General features: G+C 27.6%; 23 protein-coding genes and 2 tRNA genes. 14 read left to right on the top strand and 11 right to left on the bottom strand.

Annotated elements, in window-relative coordinates; genetic code table 11:
• Position 1: 1 nt before the first annotated feature.
• Genes purC through sfsA form a run of 4 tightly spaced genes read right to left on the bottom strand, consistent with a single transcriptional unit; the run spans position 2 to position 3,584 of the window.
• A complete protein-coding gene (purC, locus tag CR143_RS02045; RefSeq protein ID WP_099340189.1) occupies positions 2-790 on the bottom strand; it encodes a phosphoribosylaminoimidazolesuccinocarboxamide synthase in 789 nt (262 codons plus the stop codon).
• Positions 790-2,085, bottom strand: a complete 1,296-nt coding sequence (purB, locus tag CR143_RS02050; protein ID WP_099340190.1) for an adenylosuccinate lyase — start codon at positions 2,083-2,085, stop codon at positions 790-792. The genes purC and purB overlap by 1 nt, the downstream gene beginning before the upstream one ends.
• 33 nt (positions 2,086-2,118) lie before the next feature.
• Positions 2,119-2,889: a type I methionyl aminopeptidase gene (map, locus tag CR143_RS02055; RefSeq protein WP_099340191.1), complete on the bottom strand. Its 771-nt coding sequence runs from the start codon at positions 2,887-2,889 to the stop codon at positions 2,119-2,121.
• On the bottom strand, positions 2,886-3,584 hold the full coding sequence (gene sfsA / locus CR143_RS02060) for a DNA/RNA nuclease SfsA (RefSeq protein ID WP_099340192.1): 699 nt from the start codon (positions 3,582-3,584) through the stop codon (positions 2,886-2,888). The genes map and sfsA overlap by 4 nt, the downstream gene beginning before the upstream one ends.
• Positions 3,585-3,607: 23 nt before the next feature.
• On the opposite strand from sfsA, the gene CR143_RS02065 reads away from it, so the two are divergent.
• From CR143_RS02065 to CR143_RS02080, 4 genes are all read left to right on the top strand, one after another.
• Complete coding sequence (locus CR143_RS02065; protein ID WP_099340193.1) at positions 3,608-4,354, top strand: competence/damage-inducible protein A; 747 nt, start codon at positions 3,608-3,610, stop codon at positions 4,352-4,354.
• Positions 4,354-4,914, top strand: a complete 561-nt coding sequence (locus CR143_RS02070; RefSeq protein WP_099340194.1) for a uracil-DNA glycosylase — start codon at positions 4,354-4,356, stop codon at positions 4,912-4,914. Before CR143_RS02065 ends, CR143_RS02070 begins: the two co-directional genes overlap by 1 nt.
• 59 nt (positions 4,915-4,973) lie before the next feature.
• Positions 4,974-5,060 (top strand) — tRNA-Leu (locus tag CR143_RS02075).
• A 5-nt stretch (positions 5,061-5,065) separates the two neighbouring features.
• Positions 5,066-5,431, top strand: a complete 366-nt coding sequence (locus CR143_RS02080) for a hypothetical protein (protein ID WP_099340195.1) — start codon at positions 5,066-5,068, stop codon at positions 5,429-5,431.
• A gap of 1 nt (position 5,432) precedes the next feature.
• Here the strand turns inward: CR143_RS02080 and CR143_RS02085 are convergent, their stop codons facing one another.
• Both CR143_RS02085 and glnA read right to left on the bottom strand, forming a co-directional pair.
• Positions 5,433-7,370 (bottom strand): DNA gyrase/topoisomerase IV subunit B, encoded by a 1,938-nt coding sequence (locus tag CR143_RS02085; protein WP_099340196.1) that lies wholly within the window; start codon positions 7,368-7,370, stop codon positions 5,433-5,435.
• A gap of 108 nt (positions 7,371-7,478) precedes the next feature.
• A complete protein-coding gene (gene glnA, locus CR143_RS02090) occupies positions 7,479-8,888 on the bottom strand; it encodes a type I glutamate--ammonia ligase (RefSeq protein ID WP_099340197.1) in 1,410 nt (469 codons plus the stop codon).
• Between the two features lie 150 nt (positions 8,889-9,038).
• Here glnA and CR143_RS02095 point away from each other — a divergent pair, with 150 nt between their 5' ends.
• Positions 9,039-10,526, top strand: coding sequence for an NAD(P)H-hydrate dehydratase (locus CR143_RS02095; protein ID WP_099340198.1), 1,488 nt, complete (start codon positions 9,039-9,041; stop codon positions 10,524-10,526).
• Positions 10,527-10,528: 2 nt separating this feature from the next.
• Here CR143_RS02095 and CR143_RS06455 read toward each other — a convergent pair whose 3' ends face one another.
• Positions 10,529-10,771, bottom strand: coding sequence for a DUF6111 family protein (locus tag CR143_RS06455; RefSeq protein ID WP_099340199.1), 243 nt, complete (start codon positions 10,769-10,771; stop codon positions 10,529-10,531).
• A complete protein-coding gene (locus CR143_RS02105; RefSeq protein ID WP_099340200.1) occupies positions 10,768-11,391 on the bottom strand; it encodes a glutathione S-transferase in 624 nt (207 codons plus the stop codon). The genes CR143_RS06455 and CR143_RS02105 overlap by 4 nt, the downstream gene beginning before the upstream one ends.
• A 123-nt stretch (positions 11,392-11,514) precedes the next feature.
• On the opposite strand from CR143_RS02105, the gene CR143_RS02110 reads away from it, so the two are divergent.
• The 6 genes from CR143_RS02110 to CR143_RS02135 all read left to right on the top strand — a co-directional run bounded on the left by CR143_RS02110 (position 11,515) and on the right by CR143_RS02135 (position 18,904).
• A tRNA-Leu gene (locus CR143_RS02110) sits at positions 11,515-11,598 on the top strand.
• A gap of 8 nt (positions 11,599-11,606) precedes the next feature.
• Positions 11,607-13,073: a trigger factor gene (tig, locus tag CR143_RS02115; RefSeq protein WP_099340201.1), complete on the top strand. Its 1,467-nt coding sequence runs from the start codon at positions 11,607-11,609 to the stop codon at positions 13,071-13,073.
• A gap of 26 nt (positions 13,074-13,099) precedes the next feature.
• A complete protein-coding gene (locus tag CR143_RS02120) occupies positions 13,100-13,714 on the top strand; it encodes an ATP-dependent Clp protease proteolytic subunit (protein WP_099340202.1) in 615 nt (204 codons plus the stop codon).
• A gap of 111 nt (positions 13,715-13,825) precedes the next feature.
• On the top strand, positions 13,826-15,109 hold the full coding sequence (gene clpX, locus CR143_RS02125; protein WP_099340203.1) for an ATP-dependent Clp protease ATP-binding subunit ClpX: 1,284 nt from the start codon (positions 13,826-13,828) through the stop codon (positions 15,107-15,109).
• An 81-nt stretch (positions 15,110-15,190) separates the two neighbouring features.
• The gene (gene lon, locus CR143_RS02130) at positions 15,191-17,602 is read left to right on the top strand and encodes an endopeptidase La (RefSeq protein WP_099340204.1); all 2,412 of its coding nucleotides are present in this window, start codon (positions 15,191-15,193) and stop codon (positions 17,600-17,602) included.
• A gap of 63 nt (positions 17,603-17,665) precedes the next feature.
• Positions 17,666-18,904, top strand: a complete 1,239-nt coding sequence (locus tag CR143_RS02135) for a hypothetical protein (RefSeq protein WP_099340205.1) — start codon at positions 17,666-17,668, stop codon at positions 18,902-18,904.
• 4 nt (positions 18,905-18,908) lie between these two features.
• On the opposite strand, the gene CR143_RS02140 is transcribed toward CR143_RS02135, so the two are convergent.
• The 3 genes from CR143_RS02140 to CR143_RS02150 are packed head-to-tail and all read right to left on the bottom strand — an operon-like array spanning position 18,909 to position 21,630.
• Positions 18,909-19,682, bottom strand: coding sequence for an FkbM family methyltransferase (locus CR143_RS02140; RefSeq protein ID WP_099340206.1), 774 nt, complete (start codon positions 19,680-19,682; stop codon positions 18,909-18,911).
• Positions 19,682-20,407: a glycosyltransferase gene (locus tag CR143_RS02145; protein WP_099340207.1), complete on the bottom strand. Its 726-nt coding sequence runs from the start codon at positions 20,405-20,407 to the stop codon at positions 19,682-19,684. The genes CR143_RS02140 and CR143_RS02145 overlap by 1 nt, the downstream gene beginning before the upstream one ends.
• The gene (locus CR143_RS02150) at positions 20,407-21,630 is read right to left on the bottom strand and encodes a class I SAM-dependent methyltransferase (protein ID WP_099340208.1); all 1,224 of its coding nucleotides are present in this window, start codon (positions 21,628-21,630) and stop codon (positions 20,407-20,409) included. Before CR143_RS02150 ends, CR143_RS02145 begins: the two co-directional genes overlap by 1 nt.
• A 58-nt stretch (positions 21,631-21,688) precedes the next feature.
• On the opposite strand from CR143_RS02150, the gene CR143_RS02155 reads away from it, so the two are divergent.
• Genes CR143_RS02155 through CR143_RS02165 form a run of 3 tightly spaced genes read left to right on the top strand, consistent with a single transcriptional unit; the run spans position 21,689 to position 24,179 of the window.
• Positions 21,689-22,594 carry a GDP-mannose 4,6-dehydratase gene (locus tag CR143_RS02155; protein ID WP_099340209.1) on the top strand — a complete coding sequence of 302 codons (906 nt, stop codon included), beginning with the start codon at positions 21,689-21,691 and terminating at the stop codon, positions 22,592-22,594.
• Positions 22,595-22,620: 26 nt separating this feature from the next.
• A complete protein-coding gene (locus CR143_RS02160) occupies positions 22,621-23,880 on the top strand; it encodes a hypothetical protein (protein WP_099340210.1) in 1,260 nt (419 codons plus the stop codon).
• The gene (locus CR143_RS02165; protein ID WP_099340211.1) at positions 23,877-24,179 is read left to right on the top strand and encodes a hypothetical protein; all 303 of its coding nucleotides are present in this window, start codon (positions 23,877-23,879) and stop codon (positions 24,177-24,179) included. The genes CR143_RS02160 and CR143_RS02165 overlap by 4 nt, the downstream gene beginning before the upstream one ends.
• Positions 24,180-24,205 lie beyond the last annotated feature (26 nt).

Raw genomic sequence — 24,205 nt, forward strand, 5'->3', positions numbered from 1 at the left:
TTTATTTTTTTTTTAATGCGGTTAAATTTTTTGAGACACCTGTTTTAATTTCTTTAATATTTGAACCTTCTGGCATGATTCCAAGTCTACGGGCAACTTCTTGATAAGCTTCGACTAACCCGCCAAGATCTCTTCTGAATCTATCTTTATCTAATTTTCTTTCATCTTTTACATCCCATAATCTGCATGTGTCTGGACTAATCTCATCAGCTAAAAAAATTTCAACTTCATCACCATTCCATTGTCTTCCAAATTCTAATTTGAAATCAACAAGCTTAATTCCAATTCCTCTAAATAAACCCACTAGAAAATCATTTATTCTTAAGGCCTGTTCAGAGATGTGCATTAATTCACTTTGAGTTGCCCAATTTAATGCAAGAATGTGCTCCTCATTAACTAATGGATCTCCAAGCTCATCATTTTTATAATAAAATTCTAAAATAGGTTTACTAAGATCTGTTCCTTCACTAATTCCAAGTCTATTTGAAAAAGTTCCAGCTGCTATATTTCTAATAACAACTTCAATAGGAATGATTTCTAAAGATTTAATGAGCTGTTCGCGCATATTTAATCTTTTAATAAAATGCGTTTTAATTCCTATTTGATTTAATTGGGATAATAAAAATTCTGAAATTCTATTATTTAAAACACCTTTGCCATCAATAATCGCTTTCTTTTTATTATTAAAGGCTGTGGCATCGTCTTTGAAATATTGAATCAAAGTTCCTTTTTCAGGACCTTCGTACAATATTTTAGCTTTTCCCTCGTAAATTTGTTTTCCTTTAGCCATCAGCTTTTAAATACTCTTCCGTAGATAGTATTAATGTATCTTAAATGGGAATTCATGTTGAATAGTTTTTTAAGATCTTCTGTGGATAATTTAGATTTAATTTGTTTATCATTATTTAAATTATCAAAGAAACTTTCATTTGCCGACCATGTTTTCATAGCATTTTTTTGAACAACTTTATAAGCAAGTTCTCTAGTCATTCCTTTTTGGGTTAGTTTTAGCAAAACACTCTGAGAAAAAATAAGTCCATTAAATTTTTCTAAATTTTTTTGCATATTTTTTGGGTAAACAATTAAATTTTTAATTATTCTACTCAGTCTTGTTAAAACAAAATCTAATGTAACTGTTGCGTCAGGCCCTATGTTTCTTTCAACACTTGAATGGCTAATATCTCTCTCATGCCACAAAACTACATTTTCCAATGCAGGATAAGCGTAACTTCTAATTAGCCTTGCAAGTCCTGTAATATTTTCAGATAAAACTGGATTTCTTTTATGTGGCATAGCTGATGAGCCCTTCTGTCCAGCTGAAAAAAACTCCTCAACTTCTAAAACTTCAGTTCTTTGAAGGTGTCTTATTTCAGTGGCTAATCTTTCAGCCGAAGATGCTATTATTGCAAGAACGCTAAAAAAATAAGCATGGCGATCTCTTGGAATAACTTGAGTTGAAATGGGTTCAATTTTAAATTTTAATTTTTTTGCAACATACTGTTCAATTCCTGGATTGATGTGAGCAAAAGTTCCAACAGCTCCAGAAATTGCGCATGTTGAAATTTCATTGATAGCCTGTTCCATTCTTTTTTTGTTTCTTTTAAACTCAGCATAATATGTAAGCAGTTTTAATCCAAAAGTAACAGGCTCAGCATGAATTCCATGACTCCTACCAACACAAACTGTTTTTTTATATTTTATAGATTTAGTTTTTAAAATTTTTAAAAGATCCTCCAAGTCTTTTAAAATAATTTTTCCAGATTGATGGAGTTGAATATTAAAACAAGTATCTAGTACATCAGAGGAAGTCATGCCCTGATGTAGAAATTTTGCTTTTTGTCCTACTTTTTCTGTAATCGAAGTGAGAAAAGCAATAACATCGTGTTTTACTCTTTTTTCTATTTGATCAATTCTATCAGGATTAATTTTAGCTTTTTTTCTTATTTCTTTTGCAATGCCTTTTGGAATAATTTTAAATTTTTCCATTGCTTCAGCCGCATATATTTCAATGTCTAACCAAATTTTATATTTATTTTCAGGTTGCCAGATTTTAGTAATTTGTTCGCGAGAATATCTCTGGATCATTTAGATACGTTATAATTGATTAGCACTATTATATTATAAAGTAAAAATTTCGTATCCATTATCAATTATACCAACTGTGTGTTCAAATTGTGCTGATAAAGATTTATCTTTTGTAACTGCTGTCCACCCATCAGATAAAACTTTTGTATGATATTCCCCTAAATTGATCATAGGTTCGATTGTAAAAACCATACCTTTTTTTATTGTTAATCCTTCTCCTTTTTTTCCATAATGTAAAATATTGGGTTCTTCATGAAAAGTTTTGCCAACTCCATGTCCGCAAAAATCTCTTACAACAGAGCAATTGTTAGATTCGGCAAAGGATTGAATCGCAAAACCAATGTCACCTAAAGTAATGCCTGGTTTTAAAATTTTAATACCCTCCATCATACTTTCGTAGGTTAGTTGTATTAATTTTTTAGCCTCTATAGAAACATTTCCAACAGAAAATGTTTTACTAGTATCGCCATAGTAGCCATTTAAAATTGATGTAATATCAATATTAATAATATCTCCTTCTTTTAAAGTTTGGTCACTTGGAATTCCATGGCAAACAACGTGATTAATAGAGGTGCAAATAGATTTTGTATAACCTCTATAAAACAAAGGAGCAGAGAAAGCTCCATGGTCGTTTAGAAATTTATTTGCAACCTCATCTATAAAATTAGTTTTTACTCCAGGTTTAATGAGTTTTTCAATATATTCTAATGTCCTTGCAGCAAGGCTACCTGCTTTTTTTAAACCCTTAAAATCATCCTCGCTATATATTTTGATAGATGAAGTTTCTTCTGTTTTAGTTTTCATTCAAATTTTATCTCAATTTTTTTTTTAAGGTTTATTTCTTTGTTCGATACTTTACTTGAATAACATAAAAAATTAACACCTTTTTTTTTGGCTTCTATAAAATTTTCATAGTATTTTTTATCAATGTCTTTAGATATCTTAAAAGAATTACAGTCTTCTCTTTGTATTAGAAAAATCAAAAAAGCCTGATACCCTTTTTTTTTAGCACTGATTAGCTCTAGCAGATGTTTTTGCCCTCTTGCGGTTGGAGCATCTGGAAACTCAGCAAAATCTTTGTTTCTTTTTAAAGTGACGTTTTTGACCTCTACAAATGCTTGATCTTTTTTATTTGAAATAAAAAAATCAAATCTAGTAGCATCATTAAATTTTACTTCTCTTTTAATTTCATTAAATTTTTCAAGTTCTTTTATTTTTTTATCTATTAAGGCTTCCTCTACTATTTTATTTGTTAAATGAGTATTAATGCCAATCATTTGATTGTTATGTTCTAATATCTCTAATGTGTATTTCAATTTTCTTTCTTTATTTTTTGATTGGGAAATCCAGGCCACTTCACCTTCGTTCAATAGTCCCAGCATAGATCCAGAATTAGGACAATGTGCGGTTAGAATCTGATTATTTAAACTCACATCAACAAAAAATCTTTTGTATCTCTTTATGAATTTTGTTTTAATTAAAGAGGTGTCAAATTTCATTTTAAAGTATTATTATCATTTAGATGTCTATGCGTAATGAAAAAAGAAGATTTTTTGCTGCAATTTTAATTATAGGAGATGAAATCTTATCTGGCAGAACTCAAGACGCTAATACATCCTTTTTAGCAAAATGGTTAAATGAAAGAGGTATACAATTAAAAGAGGTCAGAATTATTCCAGATCAATTAAGAACTATAATAAATAACGTCAATATATTAAGAAAAAAATATGATTATGTTTTTACCACAGGTGGAATTGGACCTACACACGACGATATTACTGCCTTAGCAATCTCAAAAGTTTTTAAAAAAAGATATGAGTACAATAAAGAGGCGCTTAAAATTTTAGAAACTCATTACAAAAATTCCTATTTGAATGATGCAAGAAAAAAAATGGCAAAAATGCCAAGGGGGGCAGGATTAATTTATAATCCTTCCAGTTCAGCACCAGGTTTTTATCTAAAAAATGTTTTTGTATTACCAGGAGTTCCGGTGATTTTGCAATCGATGATGCATTCAATAGAACAGTTAATTAAAGGGGGGCAAAAAGTTTTTAGTGAAACTGTTACTGGAAAAATGCCCGAGAGTAAAATTGGTGAGCAATTTGGAAAGTTGCAAAAAAAATTTAAAGATTTAAGTCTCGGCAGTTATCCATTCTTTCAAGCAGGCAAGATTGGTGTCGCTTTGGTCATAAGGGGTTATTCAAAAAAAAGGATTTTACAATGTAAAAAAGTTTTACAAAACTTAGTTAATAAAATTGAAAAATTTTAATGGATAAAGATAAAGAATTATCCAAATTAAAAAAAAAAATATTAAAACTTAATAAGAATTTTCCAAAAAAAAATTTGGTATTTGCAGACGGCAATAAAAATTCACAGGTAATGATAATAGGAGAGGCTCCCGGAAAAACAGAGGATAAATTAAAAAAACCTTTTGTCGGAAGAGCAGGTAAACTTTTAGATGAGCTTCTTAACCGTATTCATCTTGATCGTACAAAGGTTTATATTACAAATGTTGTAAATTATAGACCCGATAAGAATAGAAAACCCACACCCGAGGAAATAAATGAATTTAAAAGATTATTGTTAAAACACATAGAGATTATAAGTCCTAAATGCATTTTATTACTTGGAGCGACAGCAGCAGCAGCAGTCCTAAATCACATTGGTCCGTTAAGTGAAGTAAGAGGTAAGTGGAAAAATATAAAAATTATTAATTCTTATTTTGATATTTTAACTACTTTTCATCCTGCATTTTTATTAAGACAGCCTGCTCGAAAAAAATCTACATTGGAAGATTTATATGAGTTTAAAAGAAAATTAAGTAGTTAAGTTATTTATTTCTACTTAACAACCCCATGTAATTTCATTATAAGCATTACAACACTAAAGCCCTCGTGGTGGAATTGGTAGACACAAAGGACTTAAAATCCTTGCCCTTTTTGGGAGTGCCGGTTCAAGTCCGGCCGAGGGCACCACAATTATGCGAATATTTTTTATTCTTCTTTTTCTAGTATCATGTTCTAAGGATGTAAAAGTCCCATTTGTAAACAAAGATCTTACAAAGACAGTAAATGTTATTATCGAAAATGAATTTGATATTATCTATACTTTAATAAAATCTATTTCACAAAAAAATGACGTTTGCAAAATGTCTCTAGAGATTAAAAATATTTCTAAAGAAGAAAAAAGAAATTCATTTTCAATCGAAGCTTTCTCTTTTGCCGATAAAAAATTTGAAGCTTTTGTTGTTGAAAAAAAATCAAAACCTAACGAAATTGTTAACACTACAGTTGATTTTAACGGTATTAATTGCGGAGATTTAAGAAAAATTAATTTTTATAAATAATTTATAAGTCTAAGTTTTTTGCTTTAGGAGCATTTTCCTCTATAAATTTTAGTCTTAGATCTGCATTTTTTCCCATAATGTTCGATATTAATTTATTTGTTTTTTTATAATCGCTTGTAGGAACCATAACTCTAATTAGGGATCGAGTATTAATGTCCATTGTAGTCTCTTTCAATTGTTGAGCCATCATTTCGCCCAATCCTTTAAATCTACTTATTTCTATTTTAGATCCTTTTTTTAGATTTTTTAATAATTTATCTTTTTCAATATCATTACGTACATAATAAATTTGATTAGATATATTAAGTTTATAAAGGGGTGGTACAGCAAGATACAAATGTCCATTTTTAATTAAATTCGGCATTTCGCAGAAAAAGAAAGTTAAAAGTAAACTTGCTATATGGTCACCATCAACATCAGCATCAGTCATAATAATTACTTTTTCGTATCTTAAATCTTTATCAACGTACTTTTCTCTCCTTTGACATCCTAGCGCTTGAAGTAGATTTGATATTTCAGTATTCGCTAATATCTTCGCTGTATTAGAATTTTTTACATTCAATATTTTTCCTCTTAAAGGTAGAATTGCTTGAAAATTTCTATCACGAGCTTGTTTTGCTGAGCCTCCAGCAGAATCTCCCTCAACTATAAATAATTCAGTTCCTTCCACTTTTGAACTTGTGCAGTCCGCAAGTTTTCCCGGCAAACGTATTTTTCTTGTTGCACTTTGTCTTCCAACGTCAAGATTTTGATCTAATAAATTTTTTTCTCTTATTTTCCCTTCAATAAAAGAGAGAATTGAATTTGATGCTTTTGGATGTTGATTAAACCATTCCTCGACAGATTTTGCTATGGAGACATCGCAATATTTTTGAATATAAGAAGAGGATAGTCTAGATTTAGTTTGTCCTTCAAATTCTGGATTATTAATAAAAACAGATAGAATGTAACTTGCATTTGATAGTATTTCGTCGGCCGTAGCACTGGCCACCAGTTTATTATTTTTAAATTTTGCAATTTTTCTTATAGATTTTGCTACTCCAGTTCTAAAACCTTGTTCATGTGTTCCTCCATTAGTAGTTAATACTGAGTTACAAAATGAAATTTTAAATTCTGATATTTCATTATGCCATTGAATTGCAAATTCAAACTTTCCCTTATCATCATCAAAATTGTTTTTATGATGACATATTTTATCATTAATTTTTGTAAAGTTTTTAGTTTCACTATCTAAATACTCATTAATACCATCTGGAAAAAAAAGTTTTGCGCTATTGGGGGTGTCGTCTTTTCTATTTATTAAAGTTCTATCGCATTCCCAATGTATTGTAATACCTTTAACTAAATAGGCCTTACTTTTGCAAAGATTATATAATTTATTTGGAACGAAATTTAGATCTTTTCCAAAAATTTCCTTATCAGGAATAAATGTAACTTGGGTTCCATTTTTAATTTTAGATTTTCCTTTTTTAGATAATTTATTTAAAGGTTTTCCTTTGGAATAATTCTGCTCAAATATAGTGGAGTTTTTAAAGACCTCTATTTTTAGTTTTTCAGATAATGCATTTACAACAGAAAGACCCACTCCATGCAAACCAGCTGAGGTAGAGTAGGTTCCTTCTTTAAATTTTCCACCGGAATGTAACGTTGTCATTACTATTTCAAGTGCGGTTTTATTTTTCTTTGGATGTTTATCCAATGGGATTCCTCTACCATCGTCTGTAACTGTTAACGATTTATCTTTATTTAATTTTACATGGATATTTTTTGCATATCCTGCCGTAACTTCATCCATAGAGTTATCAATAATTTCGGTCGCAAGGTGATGAAAGGCAGTCTCATCTGTACCACCTATGTACATCCCTGGTCTTTTTCTAACAGGTTCTAAACCTTCTAGAATTTCAATATCTTTTGCAGAATAATTACTATTTTTTACCACACGCCAAGCATTAGATTAATTTTTGAAAAAATACAGACGTAAATTTATTTTAAGCAAAAAAAACCCCGTATTTTTAGGTACGGGGTTTTTAATTTTAAAAAATTATAATTAACAGCTGTAATACATTTGATATTCAACTGGGTGAGGAGTGTGCTCCATATTGTACACTTCAGTCATCTTTAATTCGATGTAGGCATCAATTTGATCATCAGTGAATACTCCACCAGAAGTTAAAAAAGCTCTATCTTTATCTAAGTTCTCTAAAGCTTCTCTTAATGAACCGCAAACTTGAGGAACACCTTTAAGTTCTTCTGCTGATAAGGTATATAAGTCTTTATCAAATGGTTTTCCTGGATCAATTTTATTTTTAATTCCATCAATTCCAGCCATTAACATAGAAGCAAAAGTTAGATATGGATTTCCAGCAGCGTCTGGGAATCTTACCTCAACTCTTTTTCCTTTTGGACTAGAACTAAAAGGTATCCTGCAGCTAGCAGATCTATTTCTTGCAGAGTAAGCAAGAATTACTGGAGCTTCAAATCCAGGAATTAATCTTTTGTAACTGTTAGTAGTTGAATTAGTAAAAGCATTTAGAGCTTTTGCATGTTTAATAATTCCGCCTATATAATAAAGACACTCTTGTGAAAGTCCTGCATATTTATCTCCAGCAAAAAGTGGTTTACCAGCTTTCCAAATAGATTGGTGACAATGCATACCTGATCCATTGTCTCCTTTGATTGGTTTTGCCATAAAGGTTGCAGTTTTTCCAAATGAGTGAGCAACCATCTGCACCGCATATTTGTAAATCTGCATATTATCTGCATTACGTACCATTGTATCAAACATCGTACCTAATTCATGTTGAGATGGGGCAACTTCATGATGATGTTTCTCAACTTTAACGCCCATATCTTTCATTGCTTTTAAAGCTTCTGCTCTTAAGTCCTGGCAACTATCAACTGGAGGTACAGGAAAATAACCACCTTTGACAACTGGTCTATGACCCATGTTCCCATTTGGATATTCTTTATCGCCGTTATAAGGACCTTCGTTACTGTCCACCTGAAATGAAACTTTCTGCATAGTGTTCGATATTTTAACATCATCAAATATAAAAAACTCAGGCTCTGGCCCAAAATAAATAGTGTCACCAATTCCAGTTGTTTTTAAATATGCTTCAGCTTTTTTTGCTATGGATCTAGGGTCTCTCTCGTAGAAATCTTTTTTTATAGGGTCCATTACATCGCAGAAAATAACAAGAGTATTATGTGAGGTAAAAGGATCAACAAATGTTCTTGATAAATCTGGTTTTAAGATCATGTCAGACTCATTAATTGCTTTCCAGCCTGCAATTGATGAACCATCAAAAAAAGTTCCATCGTTTAAAAAATCTTCATCAATTGTTGTTAAGTCCTGAGTCATATGCTGAAGCTTTCCTCTAGGGTCTGTAAATCTTAAATCTACAAACTCTATTTCCTTTTCTTTAATTAATTTTAGTATGTCTGATGCGGCGCTCATTAATTTCTCCCTTTATTAAATATTAATCTTATTTTTAATTTTTATTGTAGATGTACTATAATTATAAGCAATAAATTCCATTGTTTTTTAGTTATGTCAGGTATGCATAATAGTGTTAGTAAAAATTAAACTGTAGATTGTTTTTTATAAATGATTTTAAACTCGATAGAAATTAAAGCTGTTGAGAAAGAAGAATTTAAACTTAGAAAAAATTCATTCTCTTTAATGCAATCAGCGGGAGAAAGATGCTCAGATTATATATCATCAAAGATTTCAAAAAATGATGAAATATTAGTCATTTGTGGTCCAGGTAATAATGGAGGTGATGGATTTATAATTGGTAATTGTCTTATTAATAAAGGTTATAAAGTTAAGATTTTTCTAATATTACCAATAAAGAATAAAAAAAAAGATAACTATAAAGCTTTCAATAAACTTAATTGTGAAGTTTTTTGTTTAAAAGATTTACATAAGGAACTTAAAAGAAAAACAAGACCTATTATTATCGACTGCATCTTTGGAGTTGGTTTAAATAGAAAGTTAAATTCTAATATTATAAATACAATAAAAGCGATTAATAAAAAGAAGACCATTGTATTTTCAATAGATATTCCAACAGGAATTAATAGTGATAATGGAAAAGTTATGGGAGAAGCTATTAAGGCTAACTTTACTTTAGCTCTTCATTGTAAAAAATTGGGGCATATACTTTTTCCTGGCACTTATTTTTCTGGCCTAATAAAGATTTTAAATATTGGAATTAAAAAATCTTTAAATAAATTTGTTAATAATAAAATTCAGGAAAATAATCCAAGTTTATGGATTAACAAAAAATTTCCCTGGAAGAAATATAACTCGCACAAGTATTCTAGGGGAAGAGCGTATGTTTATGGATCATTAAAAAATTATATAGGAGCATCTTTATTGTCATCAAGTGCAGCAATTCGTTGTGGAGTAGGATCTGTTACAGTAATTGCTAATAAAGACACTATAGATAAGTATAATCAAAAATTTTTTTCATTATTGAAGATTGAAATTAACTCCATAGATGAACTTAAATTTTTTTTAAAAAAGAATATAATTACCTCATTACTTATAGGACCAGGTGCTGGTGTTAATCAAAAAACTATTGAAAATACTAAGCTAATATCTAAGTTTGTTAATAATATGGTTATAGATGCAGATGCACTAACCTCATTCTCAAAAAACCCTAAACAATTATTTTTAATTTTGGATAAAAATAAAATTATTACACCTCACGAAGGAGAATTTAATAGAATTTTTCCAGACTTTAAAAATATTAACAATAAAATTGAAAAAACATTAAAAGCCTCAAAAAAAGCAAATTGTGTTTTGGTATTAAAAGGCCCAGATACAATTATAGCTTCCCCAGATGGAAAGGTTTGCGTAAATACTGTTTCAACTGAGGAATTAGCAGTGATTGGCACCGGAGATGTATTGAGTGGAATAATTGTAAGTTTAATAGGAAAAAATAAAATGTCAGCATTTAATGGAGCTTGCGCTGGGGTTTGGTTGCATTCTTATGCAGCAAAATTTTCTAAAAAAGGATTAATAGCTGAAGATATTATTAAAAATTTGCCCAAAGCATTAGAGTATCTAGATAAAAAGTATAATTAATCTTATTTTATTTTTGAGGGTACAACCTTATTATTTTCATATTTTGGTGGGATATATTTTAGACCAGTGGGTTCTGCGCTTGTAAACCTCAAATACACTAAAGAACAAATTAACAATAAAAGGCTTATAAATGATAAAGTAATTATTGGAAATTTTTTATTAATCTTTTTAGTAAAACGAACAAGTAAATAATAAATCACAAAGGGAAGAATAATTGCGCTGATAATTATTATGTAGCGTATCATTTTAGTTCCTTTCTTGCCTCTAAAAGCCAGAGTTTAATTTCCTTCATATTTAATAAAGTTTTAAGATATCTTTCTAATAATTTAGATAATTTTACATTATAAATTTTAAATCTAAACATTACAGGTGCATACATAGCGTCTACAATAGAAAATTTTTTAAACATAAATGGTCCTTTAGATTTTTTTAAACAATTTTCAATTATATTCTTTGCTCTAGTTATTTCAGCTAAAGTTTCTCTATTTTTTTTGAATTTAAGATTTTTTTTAAGAAAATTCATACTTAAGTTTTTTCTTAAATTAGCAAAACCACTATGCATTTCTGAAGAAAGGTTTCTTGCCAATATTTTATCATGGTTATTTTTTGGCCATAAATTTTTATTTTTAAATTTTTCTGCTAAAAATTCACAAATTGACAAAGAGTCCCATATTTTTATCTTCCCGTAAATTAAACAAGGAACCTTTCCTGAAGGTGAAATTCTTAATATTTTTTTTTTAGTATCTTTATTTCTTAGCTTAATTTTAAGTTCATCAAATGGAATATTAAAATATTTTAACACTAACCACGGTCTTAATGACCATGTAGAATAAATTTTGTCACCTATAGCAAGTTTAAATTTCATAATTAAATGTGCTTTTTATATAAGCAAATCGTATTATTTTAAAACTCATATTTTATAATTAAATCCTAGAAAGCATTAGATAATATAGCTATATTCGCCATTCGAAATTTAATTAATAATAAAGCGGGAGTGGTGGAACGGTAGACACGCCAGTCTTAGGAACTGGTATCGAAAGATGTGAAGGTTCAAGTCCTTTCTCCCGCACCATGAAGAATATGAAAGTAACAGTATCGGAAACTAAAGGTTTAAAGACCAATCTTAATGTTTTAGTAAAAAAACAAGAGATTGATAAAAAAATTGAAGAGAGAGTTATTGAACTACAGAAAACTATAAACATTAAAGGTTTTCGACCAGGAAAAGCTCCGGTAGATCTATTAAAAAAACAATTTGCCCAAGCGTTGTATGGAGAAGTTTTGGAAAAAATTTTGCAAGATAATACTTATCAAGCTTTATCTGAAAATAAAATTAAGCCTGCTAGCCAACCTAAAATTGAGATCAAATCCTCTGGCGAAGATAAAGATTTAGAGTACACAATTTCTGTAGAAAAAACTCCAGATATCAAAAAAATTGAATTAGAAAAAATAAATCTTACTGATTATAAATTAAAAATAGAAAAAAAAGATTTAGACGAAAGAATAAATTTATTAGCAGAGGGACAAAAAAAATATGTTAATAAAAAAGAAGGCGAAAGTTCAGTTAAAGGTGATCTAGTAGTTTTTGATTTTGAAGCAAGTGTTGATGGAAAATCTTTTGAGGGAAATAAAGGGGAAAAAGTTCAAATTATTTTAGGAAAAGAACTTTTTATTAAGGGTTTTGATGAGAAATTATTACAATGTAAACCGGGAGATAAAAAAGATGTTAAAATTAATTTACCAGAAAATTATCCAAATAAACAACTAGCGAGTAAGACCGCACTATTCAATTGTAAAATTTTAGAAGTTAAAAAATCACAGCCTGTAGCAATCGATGATCAATTTGCAAAAAATTTGGGTGCAAAAGATTTAAATGATTTGAAAGTTTTATTAGAAAAACAATTATCTAAAGAACAATCTTCAATTACAGAAACAATTATTAGAAAAGAAATTTTAGATTATCTAGATAAAAATTGTAAGTTTGATTTACCAGAAGATTTAGTAAAAAATGAGCAAGAAATTGTTAAACATAGTTTTATTCACGAAAAAGCTCATAAGAATGAACCCCATGACGATCATAAACATGGGCACGACCATTCAGATATAAAACTAACTAAAGAAGAAGAGGATGATATTTTAGATATTTCTAAACGAAGAGTTAAACTTGCTTTAGTATTAAATCAAATCGGGGAAGATTTTAAAATTCAAGTCACTACACAAGAGTTGCAACAAGAATTGCAAAAACAAATGAGTATGTATCCTGGGCAGGAAAAACAAATAAGAGATTATTATCAAAAAAATCCTTCTGAAATTACAAGACTTAGAGGTCCTATTTATGAAGATAAAATTGTTGAGCTTGTTAAGTCTAAGGCTAAGGTTACGTTAAAAGAGGTAAATAAAAAAGAGTTAGAGGAACTTGTAAAAGATTTATCATCTAATCTTAAGTCTAAATCAGCAACAAAGTCAGCAACGAGTGGTGATGACAAATCAAAAAAATATACAAAATCAGAGAATAAATCAAAATCCTCAAAAAAGATTAGTAAAAAATAAGTAAAGCTTGTAGAATCTGATTCTCTATGAACGATCAGATTGATATCCAAATGAATACTCTTATTCCAATGGTGGTTGAACAAACCAGCAGAGGAGAAAGAGCTTATGATATATATTCTAGGCTATTAAAAGAGAGAATTATTTTTTTAGTGGGACCAGTAAACTCTCATGTTGCAAGTTTAGTTTGTGCTCAATTACTTTTTTTAGAGTCCGAGAATCCAAAAAAAGAAATTTTTTTATATATAAACAGTCCTGGAGGTATTGTTACTGATGGACTTGGAATTTATGATACCATGCAATATGTTAAATCACCTGTTTCAACAATTTGCATTGGACAAGCAGCTTCCATGGGTTCGTTCTTGTTAGCAGCGGGTGAGAAGGGTCACAGATTTTCTTTACCTAATGCACGTATAATGGTTCACCAACCTTCAGCAGGTTTTCAAGGACAAGCAACAGATATCCAGATTCATGCTAATGAAATTTCTTATGTTAAAAAACGACTTAATGAAATTTACTCAAAGCATACCGGCAAAGATGTAAAATCAATTCAAGAAGCTTTAGAGAGAGATAAATTTATGAGTCCGGAAGAAGCTAAAGACTTTGGGATAATTGACAAAGTTGTAGAGAAAAAAACTGATTAGTTCGTTTTTATATATAATTTACACACAATATATCGATTAGATTCAACTTAGACTTGCTTTTAGTGACAAGTCATTGTTTTATAAAGTCTTACTGATTCGATCATTTTAAACATGGCCAAAGATAATAAAAATACTCTTTATTGCTCTTTCTGCGGAAAAAGTCAGCACGAAGTTAGAAAACTTATAGCCGGTCCTACAGTTTTTATATGTGATGAGTGTGTCGAACTTTGTATGGATATCATCAAAGAAGAGAACAAAAGTAATTTTGTTAAAGATGATGCTGGGGTTCCAACGCCAAAAGAAATTTGTAAAGTTTTGGATGAGTATGTAATTGGTCAAGATAAAGCAAAAAAAGTTTTATCTGTTGCAGTTCACAATCACTACAAAAGATTAAATCAAGACTCTAAAAGTAGCAAAGATGTCGAAATTTCAAAGTCTAACGTTTTGCTTATAGGTCCGACAGGTTGTGGAAAAACTTTATTAGCACAAACTCTTGCAAAAATTCTAGATGTTCCATTTACTATGGCTGATGCTACTACATTGACCGAGGCAGGCTATGTTGGAGAAGATGTTGAGAACATTATTCTAAAATTATTACAAGCCGCTGATTATAATGTTGAAAAAGCGCAAAGAGGAATTGTTTATATTGATGAAGTTGATAAAATTAGCAGAAAAACAGAAAACCCCTCTATTACAAGAGACGTTTCTGGAGAAGGAGTTCAGCAAGCTCTTTTAAAAATTATGGAAGGAACAGTCGCAAGCGTTCCACCACAAGGGGGAAGAAAGCATCCTCAACAAGAATTTTTACAAGTTAATACAACTAATATTCTATTTATTTGTGGAGGAGCATTTGGTGGATTGGAAAAAATTGTATCATTAAGAAGCAAAGGGACTGCTATGGGCTTTGGTGCAACAATCAGAGAACACGATAATAAGAATACAGGACAGATATTAAAAGAATTAGAGCCAGAAGATTTATTAAAATTCGGGCTAATACCTGAGTTTATAGGAAGACTGCCAATTGTTGCTACATTAGACGATTTACATGAAGAAGCGCTAATTAAAATTTTACAAGAACCAAAAAATGCGCTTTTAAAACAATATGCTAAACTTTTTGAAATAGAAGGGGCAAAGCTTACTTTTACTAAAGACTCTTTGTCAGCTATCGCTAAAAAAGCTCTAATTAGAAAAACAGGAGCAAGAGGTCTTAGATCAATTTTAGAAGATATTTTACTTGAGACAATGTTTGAACTTCCTTCTCAATCAAATATTAGCGAGGTAGTAATCAATAAGGATGTTGTAGAAGGAAAAATTAAGCCATTACTAACTTATTCAAAGAAAAACAATCAGACCTCCGGCACATCAATTAATAATAAAGAGAGCAAAATAGGCTAGTTATTCACAGTTGAATTTACATTAAACGTCCCCATATAACGTTAACCTTGTTATAAATATAACAATTAATATTATTGATTTATGGAAGTTAAAGAATCGCAAAAAAATAATCAGGCTCAATATCCGGTATTACCCCTAAGAGATATTGTTGTTTTTCCTGGAATGGTGGTTCCGCTTTTTGTTGGAAGAGAAAAGTCTATTAATGCCTTAAATAATGTCATGGATAAGTATAAGAAAATTATACTTGCTGCTCAAAAAAGCCATGATGTAGATGATCCTAAGGATAATGAAATTTACCAAGTCGGTTGCTTAGGTGAAATATTACAGTTGTTAAAACTTCCAGATGGAACAGTTAAAATTTTAGTCGAAGGAAAAGAAAGAGTAAAAATAAATCAATATCATAATGAAGAAAAGAATTTTTTATTAGCTTCATGCTCAACCTTAGCCGATGATCTTGGCAAAGAAGATTTATCTTTACTATCAAAAGCAGTTTTAAATAAATTCGATAAATTAGTTAAAGTTTCAAAAAAAGTATCAGAAGAGGGTCTTGAGACAATTAAAGACACAAAAGAACCATCAAAAATTGCAGATGCAGTTGCTAATCAATTACAAATTAGTTTAGTTGAAAAGCAAAAAATTTTAGAGAATTTATCTGTTCAAAATAGATTAGAATCTCTTTTAACTTTTATCGAAAGTGAAATTGAAGTTTTATCAGTTGAGAAAAAAATTAGAGGTAGAGTTAAAAACCAAATGGAAAAAACTCAAAGAGAATATTATTTAAATGAACAATTAAAAGCTATTCAAAAAGAATTAGGTGAAACAGAAGATGGAAAAGATGAAATTCAGAATTTAGAAGAAGCAATTAAGAAAGCTAAAATGACTAAAGAAGCTGAAGATAAATCATTAGCAGAATTAAAAAAATTAAAATCAATGAGTCCGATGTCAGCTGAATCTACTGTAGTTAGAAATTATTTAGATTGGATGGTTTCGTTACCATGGGGAAAAATTTCAAAAGTAAACACTGATATAAATAATGCAAAAAAAATTCTTGATGAAGATCACTATGGGTTAGAAAAAGTAAAAGATAGAATCTTAGAATTTTTGGCAGTGCAAAGTAGAATTAATAAAATTAAAGGGCCAATTCTTTGTCTAGTAGGAGCGCCCGGAGTTGGAAAAACATCTTTAGGTAAATCTATAGCTAAAGCTACCGGAAGAGAGTTTGTAAGAATGTCTTTAGGCGGCATTAGAGATGAAGCTGAGATTAGAGGTCATAGAAGAACATACATTGGATCTTTACCAGGAAAAATAATTCAAATGATGAAAAAGTCAGGAAAAAATAATCCTTTAATTTTATTAGATGAAATTGATAAAATCGGAAATGACTATAGGGGAGATCCCTCATCAGCGTTATTAGAGGCACTGGATCCAGAGCAAAATACAACATTTAATGATCATTATCTAGAAGTGGATTATGATTTGTCCAATGTAATGTTTGTTACTACCGCAAATACTTTAAATATACCCGGTCCATTATTAGATAGAATGGAAGTGATTAGAATATCTGGTTACACAGAAGATGAAAAAATGGAAATTGCAAAAAAATATCTTCTGCCTAAACAAATTAAAGAGAACGGATTAAAAACAGGGGAATGGATTGTCTCCGATGAAGCATTAAAATATATCATTAGATACTATACCAGGGAGTCTGGGGTTAGAAGTTTAGAGAGAGAGATTTCAAAACTTGCAAGGAAAGGAGTTAAAGATATTGTTACTAAGACAAAAGACACAATTAAAATTGATGAAAAAAATCTTAATGACTATCTTGGTGTCAAAAAATTTAAATATGGTGAAATTGAAAATAAAGATGGAACAGGAATTGTTACCGGACTTGCTTGGACTGAAGTAGGTGGTGAACTATTAACAATTGAGTCTGTAATAATGCCAGGGAAAGGTAAGATGGAAATAACTGGAAAACTAGGAGAGGTTATGCAGGAATCCGTTAAAGCTGCAAAATCTTTTGTTAGATCTAGGTGCATAGAATATGGTATCATTCCCCCTGTTTTCGAAAAAAAGGACATTCATATTCATGTGCCTGAAGGAGCAACGCCTAAAGATGGGCCGTCAGCTGGTATTGCAATGGTAACTTCAATTGTATCATCTTTGACAGGTATCCCAGTTAGAAGAGAAGTCGCCATGACAGGAGAAGTAACCTTAAGAGGAAGAGTACTTCCAATTGGTGGTTTAAAAGAAAAATTATTGGCAGCACTCAGAGGAGGTATTAAAACTGTTTTGATACCAGATGAAAACGAGAAAGACTTAGCTGAAATACCTAAAAATGTTATTGAAGGTCTAAAAATTATTCCAGTAAAAACAGTAGATGAAGTGTTAAAAGTAGCTTTAACCAAATCTTTAACGCCAATTGATTGGGTCGAAATTGATATGTCGCAAACGCAAAAGACAAAAGACATTTCAAGTGAAAGACCTGTTAATTAATTTTTGCTAATTCGAAAATAAATATCTCAATCAAATTTATTTAAAAATTATTAATTTTTATAAATGCTAAGTAAAAAATTATTTAAGATTTACTTTATTTTTTTTATTTTAATTATAGCTTATTTACGTAGCCCATATATTTTTAAATTTGGAAGATTTGTTGCTGAAGAAGGAGAGTTTTGGTTTAGAAATTCATTTGTAGAAGGGCCCTTATTTGGTTTGACTCAAGTATACTTTGGAAGTGGTTATTTTAATTTGTGGGCAAATATTTCTTCAGTTTTGGCATTAATACCGAATTTAGAATATGCGCCTCTAATAACGGTATATTGTGCATTTTTTGTACAGTTATTTTTATACATTTTTATAATTTTTCATAAATCTAAATTTTTAGTCCGAGACCAAGATAAATATATAATTTGTTTATTGGTTTTAATTTCACCATTTATGGTTGAAGAGGTCTGGCTTAATACTTTGGCGTCTCAAGTATATTTAACAATTTTAGTTATATTAATATTTTTCCAAGAGGAAACAAAAAGTGTTTTATGGGAAATTACTTCTTATGCAAGTATTTTGGTTGCAGGACTATCAACAATTACAACTAATATTTTAACACCCTTTTTTTTTTACAAATACAAACATAATAAAAGTAGAATTAACTTAATAAATTTTTTAATTATTTTTATTTCAACACTTTTTCAGTTTTTTATATATTTATATTCTAAATATTATGAATTTTTTGAAGAGAGCCTAAGATATAATATTTCAAATGAAAAATTTATTAATTTTGTTTACAACGTTATTTTTAAAAATTTTTTTGGAAGAGACTTTGTTCATTTATTTTTTTCGTATTTTTATAAAAAAGAAAATTTAATTATTCTCTCTATATTAATTATTTTTTTTATTTTATTAGCACTATTTTTTTTTATTAAAAAATTTAAGAATGACAGAATATTTATTTTATTATTAATATTTTTTATCGCAGAAAGTTTATTGGCTTTTTTTGGATCAAAGTTTAACCAAGTGCAAGGTAGATATGCAGTAGTTCCAAGCTTTTTACTAATGACTATAGTGTACAGAATATATCAAATAAGCGATAATTTTATTAAAAAGTTATCTATTATACTCGTTATCTTTTCACTTACAGCTGGTGCCTATCAATATAAATACAAAGCTATTTATCCTGAGTTTTTAGATTGTTTTGATTGTCCAAATTGGAAAGAAGAAATTCTTAAATGGAGAAATGACAATAATTATAAAATTAAAATTTGGAATTACCCTACCAGATCAATGTATTTAAAATAATTTACTAATATTTAATATTAAATTTTTTTACTGATTTCCTTATATAAAATAAATTGACGCATTCTTCTTTTTTATGAATTTTTAAAATTTTGTTCATATAAAAGTATTTATTGTAATTTTTTTTTAGTAAATTGAATATTTTATTTTGATCATTATTATTTTCAATTATTATAAGAGGTTTGTCTCTATTAATTTGTGAAAGTAAAGTTTTTATTACACTTAATTCATGTCCATTTGTATCAATTTTAATAAAATCAATCTTTTGATTTAATAATTTAAATTTTTTAAGATTTATATTTGAATTTTCAATTTGTAATTTTTGTTTGAAATCTAATCTAAGTTGATTTTGTAAATTTTTTTTAGAATAAAAAGTGTAGGATAATAATGGTATTTTAAAAAAAAAGAATTTAAAAACAGGGTAAAAAACTTTCTTTTTTAATGATTTATTCGATAAACCGTAATTAAAAATTTTAATTTTTTTTAAATTTTTCAACTGTTTTAATTTTTCTACATAAATAGAATGTGGCTCATAACAAAATATTTTTTTTATATTTAATATTTTCAAAAAAAAAATTACAGAAATACCATCGCTAGCCCCAACATCTATAATATTAATCTTCTTGTTCTTAAAATAAAATTTTAGGTAATTGAAATCGTTCTCAAAAATTCGAAAAAATTTAGCTAGTTGTCTAAAAATTACATAGAAATAAATATTTGATCTTACAATTTTTTCAAAAAAATAAAAAAAACCAACTTGTGTAAATGACTTTTTTATCATTAAAAATTTTTTATAATTAAAAATCTATTGAATGATAGTTTTATTAAATAAAATGCTGAATAAAAAATATCTTTCATTCTCATTTTCGATGAACCTATCTTCCGGAAATAAAGTTTAACAGGAATCTCTGTTATTCGAAATTTTTTTTTATTAAGATAAAATAAAGACTCCCAAAAAAAGGTGTAACCATTGCTTTTTATTTGTGTAAAATTTTTGATATTAATTTTATTAATATTAATGCATCTAAATGCTCCAGAAGCATCATAATGTAAATTAAGAAAAAATTTTAGCAGGATGTGTCTTAAAATGGTTATCAATTTTCTTGTTCTCGGCCAGTCAGATATTGATCCTTTTTTTATAAATCTACTAGTTGATACTAAATCATAATTTTTTGATAAATTTAGCATTTTTTTAAAGTATTTTGGGTCGTGAGTTCCGTCACAATCCATGCTTATTATTTTGGAATATTTATTTTTATAACACCACATAAGTCCTTCTTTATGTGCTGAGCCTATTCCTTTTTTATTTCTGAATATCGCGTAAATATTTTTATTCTTTTTTTTTATTATATTTATAATTTTTTGCGTATTATCAGTAGAATTATCGTCTATAAAAAGTATATCTAATTTTATTTTAGTTTTTTTTATTTTTTCAATAATTCTTATTATATTATCTTCTTCGTTTAATGTCGGGATTAGAACGCAAATTTTATTTTTATTAAGCATTATATTATCTCAATTTCTGGCAGAGGAAATATCATTTTACCACCAGAATTTAGATAGTCGGTTTCTCTGTGAATTATATTGTCCCTAAAATGCCAAGGAAGGACCAAAAAATAATCAGGTTTTTTTAATTTTGCCTGTTTCTCAGAAATTATTTTTATATTTGTTCCAGGTGTATATTTGTTAAATTTAGATTTATTTATCTCAGCTATGTAGGGAATATTTTTTTCAGTTAAATTACAGTATTGAAGTATGACATTACCCTTTGTCGAAGCTCCATAACCAAATATAGTTTTTTTCTCTTTAATAAGATTTGATATTAATTTTTTTAATAAAAATTTATGTTTTTGACAATTTAAGTAAAAATTTTTAATTGTTTTAAAATCATTAGATTTGAAAATTTTCTCTTTATGAAGAACCCATTTAATTATTCTTTTGTTCTCCTTTAGAGTTGATTCTTTTTTTGCAACGTCAAGAGCAAAACTTCCGCCATTAATTGCATTAAATTCGATATCAATAATTTTAAGTTTATGTCTATCAAATAAGTTTTTAATTGAACGAAGAGAATAATATTCTAGATGTTCATGGCATATAGTGTCGTATGACAAATTTTTAATCATTGAAGGCATGTAGCTTAACTCTAAATGCCATATCCCATTTTTTTCTAATAAATTATAAATACTATCTACAAATATCTCTGGATCTTCAAGATCATAGAACATAGCAATTGATGATATTAGTTTTGCTTTTTTATTAGTTTTATTTTTAATAGATTTTTCAGAAAAAAAATCTGATATTTTAATTATATCATTACGATATTTTTCTCCAAATTTTTTTATAGTGGGATCAATTCCAATTAAATTAAAATCTTTAGAAAAATATGATAAAAATGTTCCATCATTACTACCGATGTCGATTATTAGATCTTTTTTTTTTAACGAATATTTTTTAATTAAATTTTTACTTTTTTTTTTAAGGTGAAATCTCATTGAGGAATTTAATGAGGACATGTATCCGTAATCTTCTCCATACATTTCATTATGGTCGAAATTATTTCTAAGTTGTAGTAAAGAACAACTTTTGCACAAACATAAATTAAGCTCCCCTTTTGAAATTTTAATATTTTTTTTTTTAGGAAACACACCCGTAAGATGTTGAGATCCTAGGTTAAAAACATTTATTAAGCTTTTACTTTTGCAAGATCTACATTTAATAATTTTAATCATTTAAATTTATAAATTAATATTATGAATTATATTATTTATCTTATTTAGCAAAACGCAAATGAAAAAAAAAAATGTAATAATTACTGGTGCGCTAGGACAAGATGGAATTTTGTTAACTAATATATTGCTTAATACAAAAAAATTTAACGTTTTTGGGATTCACAATAAAAAAAGCAAAATAAAAAATATCTATAAAATTAACCTTTTAGATAGTTTAGAACTTAAAAATTTTTTAATTAAACATAATCCAAAGTTTATTTTTCACTTTGCAGCTAAAAATTATTCCAATAATAAAAAAAAAAAATTGAACTATAAAAGAGATTATTTTTATAATTACAGAATTAGTATAAATATTATTGATGCAATAATTTCTTTAAATTTAAAAACAAAATTTTTTTTTGCTGCCTCCTCTCAAATGTACGATGGCTATAATAATAAAATTATAAATGAAAGTTCCCCCTTTTTTCCAATTAATTATTACGCAATGTACAAAACAGATGTACATAAGTATTTTATGCGTTTTAAAAAAATAAAAAAAATTGATGGTTCAACAATAATATTTTTTAGTCATGACTCTTATTATAAGAATGAGAAATTTTTAATACGTAGACTTATTAAATATTTTGTAAATAAAAAAAAACTATTAATTAATAGAATATACAAATCTAATATAGTGCATGATTATTCTCATGCTAAAGACTTTTGTTTTGCTATTTATAAATTAATGTTTAAAAAAAAATTACCAGATAAAATAATATTATCTTCTTTTAGTAAGATTTACGTAAATGATATAATTATTTATCTTAATAAGTACTTTAATTTATTTTTAAGTGACCAAACTAAAAAAAAACATCAAATTATTTTAGGTAATAATTCTTTTGCAAGAAAATTTATAAATTATAAGCCAAAATTAAATATTTATTATTTAATTAATGAATTAATTGAAAAAAAATTTAAAATATAAGATTAATAAATTTCAGTAGTAAAAAAATGAATAGTTTTAATAATGAGTATTTAAAAATAAATTATGGTTTAATTATTTTTTTTTTTTCAGCCTTAACACTTTTTATAGGATTTTATTATAATGAAGATGGAACCGGATTAGCATTATCTGGTGATTTTAGAGATACCTTACCATATATAATAGAACTAAAAAAAGATTTACTCGTCGATCCAACTCCCTGGACACTTCATTTTCCACTACATTATATTTTATTTTCAATTGTCGATTCATTTCTAAATCAAACAACACTTACTAGATTATTTTTCTGTTTTCTTTCTATTTCAGTTCCAATTTTGTTTTATAAATGTTTAAAAATTAAATTTGGAAATTATTATAAATCTAATTATTTAATTCTTTCGTCTACTATTTTTTTTGTTCCTGGTTTTAGATATTCAGCGATATGGGCAAATGATCATATAACAGCAAGCATTTCTTTTTTAATATCAATTATTTTTTTACTAAAATGGTCAAAATTACCTCATGCATTAAGACAAAGGAGGATCATTTATGTTTTTTATAGTACTTTTTTCCTGGCTTTAACTTGTTACAGTAGGCAATATTATGTAATTTTTTTTTTCATTTTTTTTTATATTTTTTATAAAAATTTAACATTATACAATTTTTTAAAAGTCTTAATTTTTTGTTTTATTATTTCGTTACCAGGTTTTTTCATTCTATATAAATTTCCAGGTCTTTTTAAACAACTTTCTTTTACAGTGAATATTTATAATAATATTTTTGGAAACTTTTCCGCTTTATTTGTTTATACACTACCTATTTTTTTTTTTAATTTTATAAAAATTAAGAATAATATTGTTAATTCAAAAAAAATTTTTTACACTTTTTTTTTCTCTTTATTTATTTTTATTTTACTGGAAAATAAATTAGATTACGAAAATACGCTTTCTCTTGGTGCTTTTTTCGTTATTTCAAAAAATATATTAGGTAATTTTTTTTTATTTTATATTACAGTTATTTTAGGAATTACATTTGCTTTGTTAATTGTAGAATATAAGATCGATTTTTTAGTTATATTTTTAATAATATTTGTTTTTGCTGGATCCGTTGTGATACAAAAATATTTTGAACCAATGTTTTATTTTCTTTTTTTTTTACTAATGAAAACAAACTATAGAAAAATATTTATAAACGAAAGTAAAAGTACAATTTTGCTTTTTTTATCTTGTGTAGTTTATTATTTTGTCGCTATATCTGACATTTTATATAGGATTAAAATTACTTTATGAAAAAAAATAACGAATTAAAAGTTTTCTTTATTAAACTAATCTCTATTACGTTTGCTTTCATTTTTATTATTAATTTTTTATTTAACCTATTATTAGCTGAAAGACTCGAGAAAATTGATAAGTTGTTATCGATAAATAAAGCCAAAAATAGATCAGAAATTAAAGATAAAATTAGAATTGAATTATTAAAAGGTTTAGAAAAAGATAATTTGTTATCTGAAGAAGATAAAATTTTATTATACAAATATTATATAAAACTTAAATCAGAATTTAATTCAATTGATAGTAAAATTAAGTAAATTTATTAATAAAAAAAAAGAGCTTT

The sequence above is a fragment of the Candidatus Fonsibacter ubiquis genome, assembly GCF_002688585.1.
In the GTDB taxonomy this organism is placed as follows: Bacteria; Pseudomonadota; Alphaproteobacteria; order Pelagibacterales; family Pelagibacteraceae; genus Fontibacterium; species Fontibacterium commune.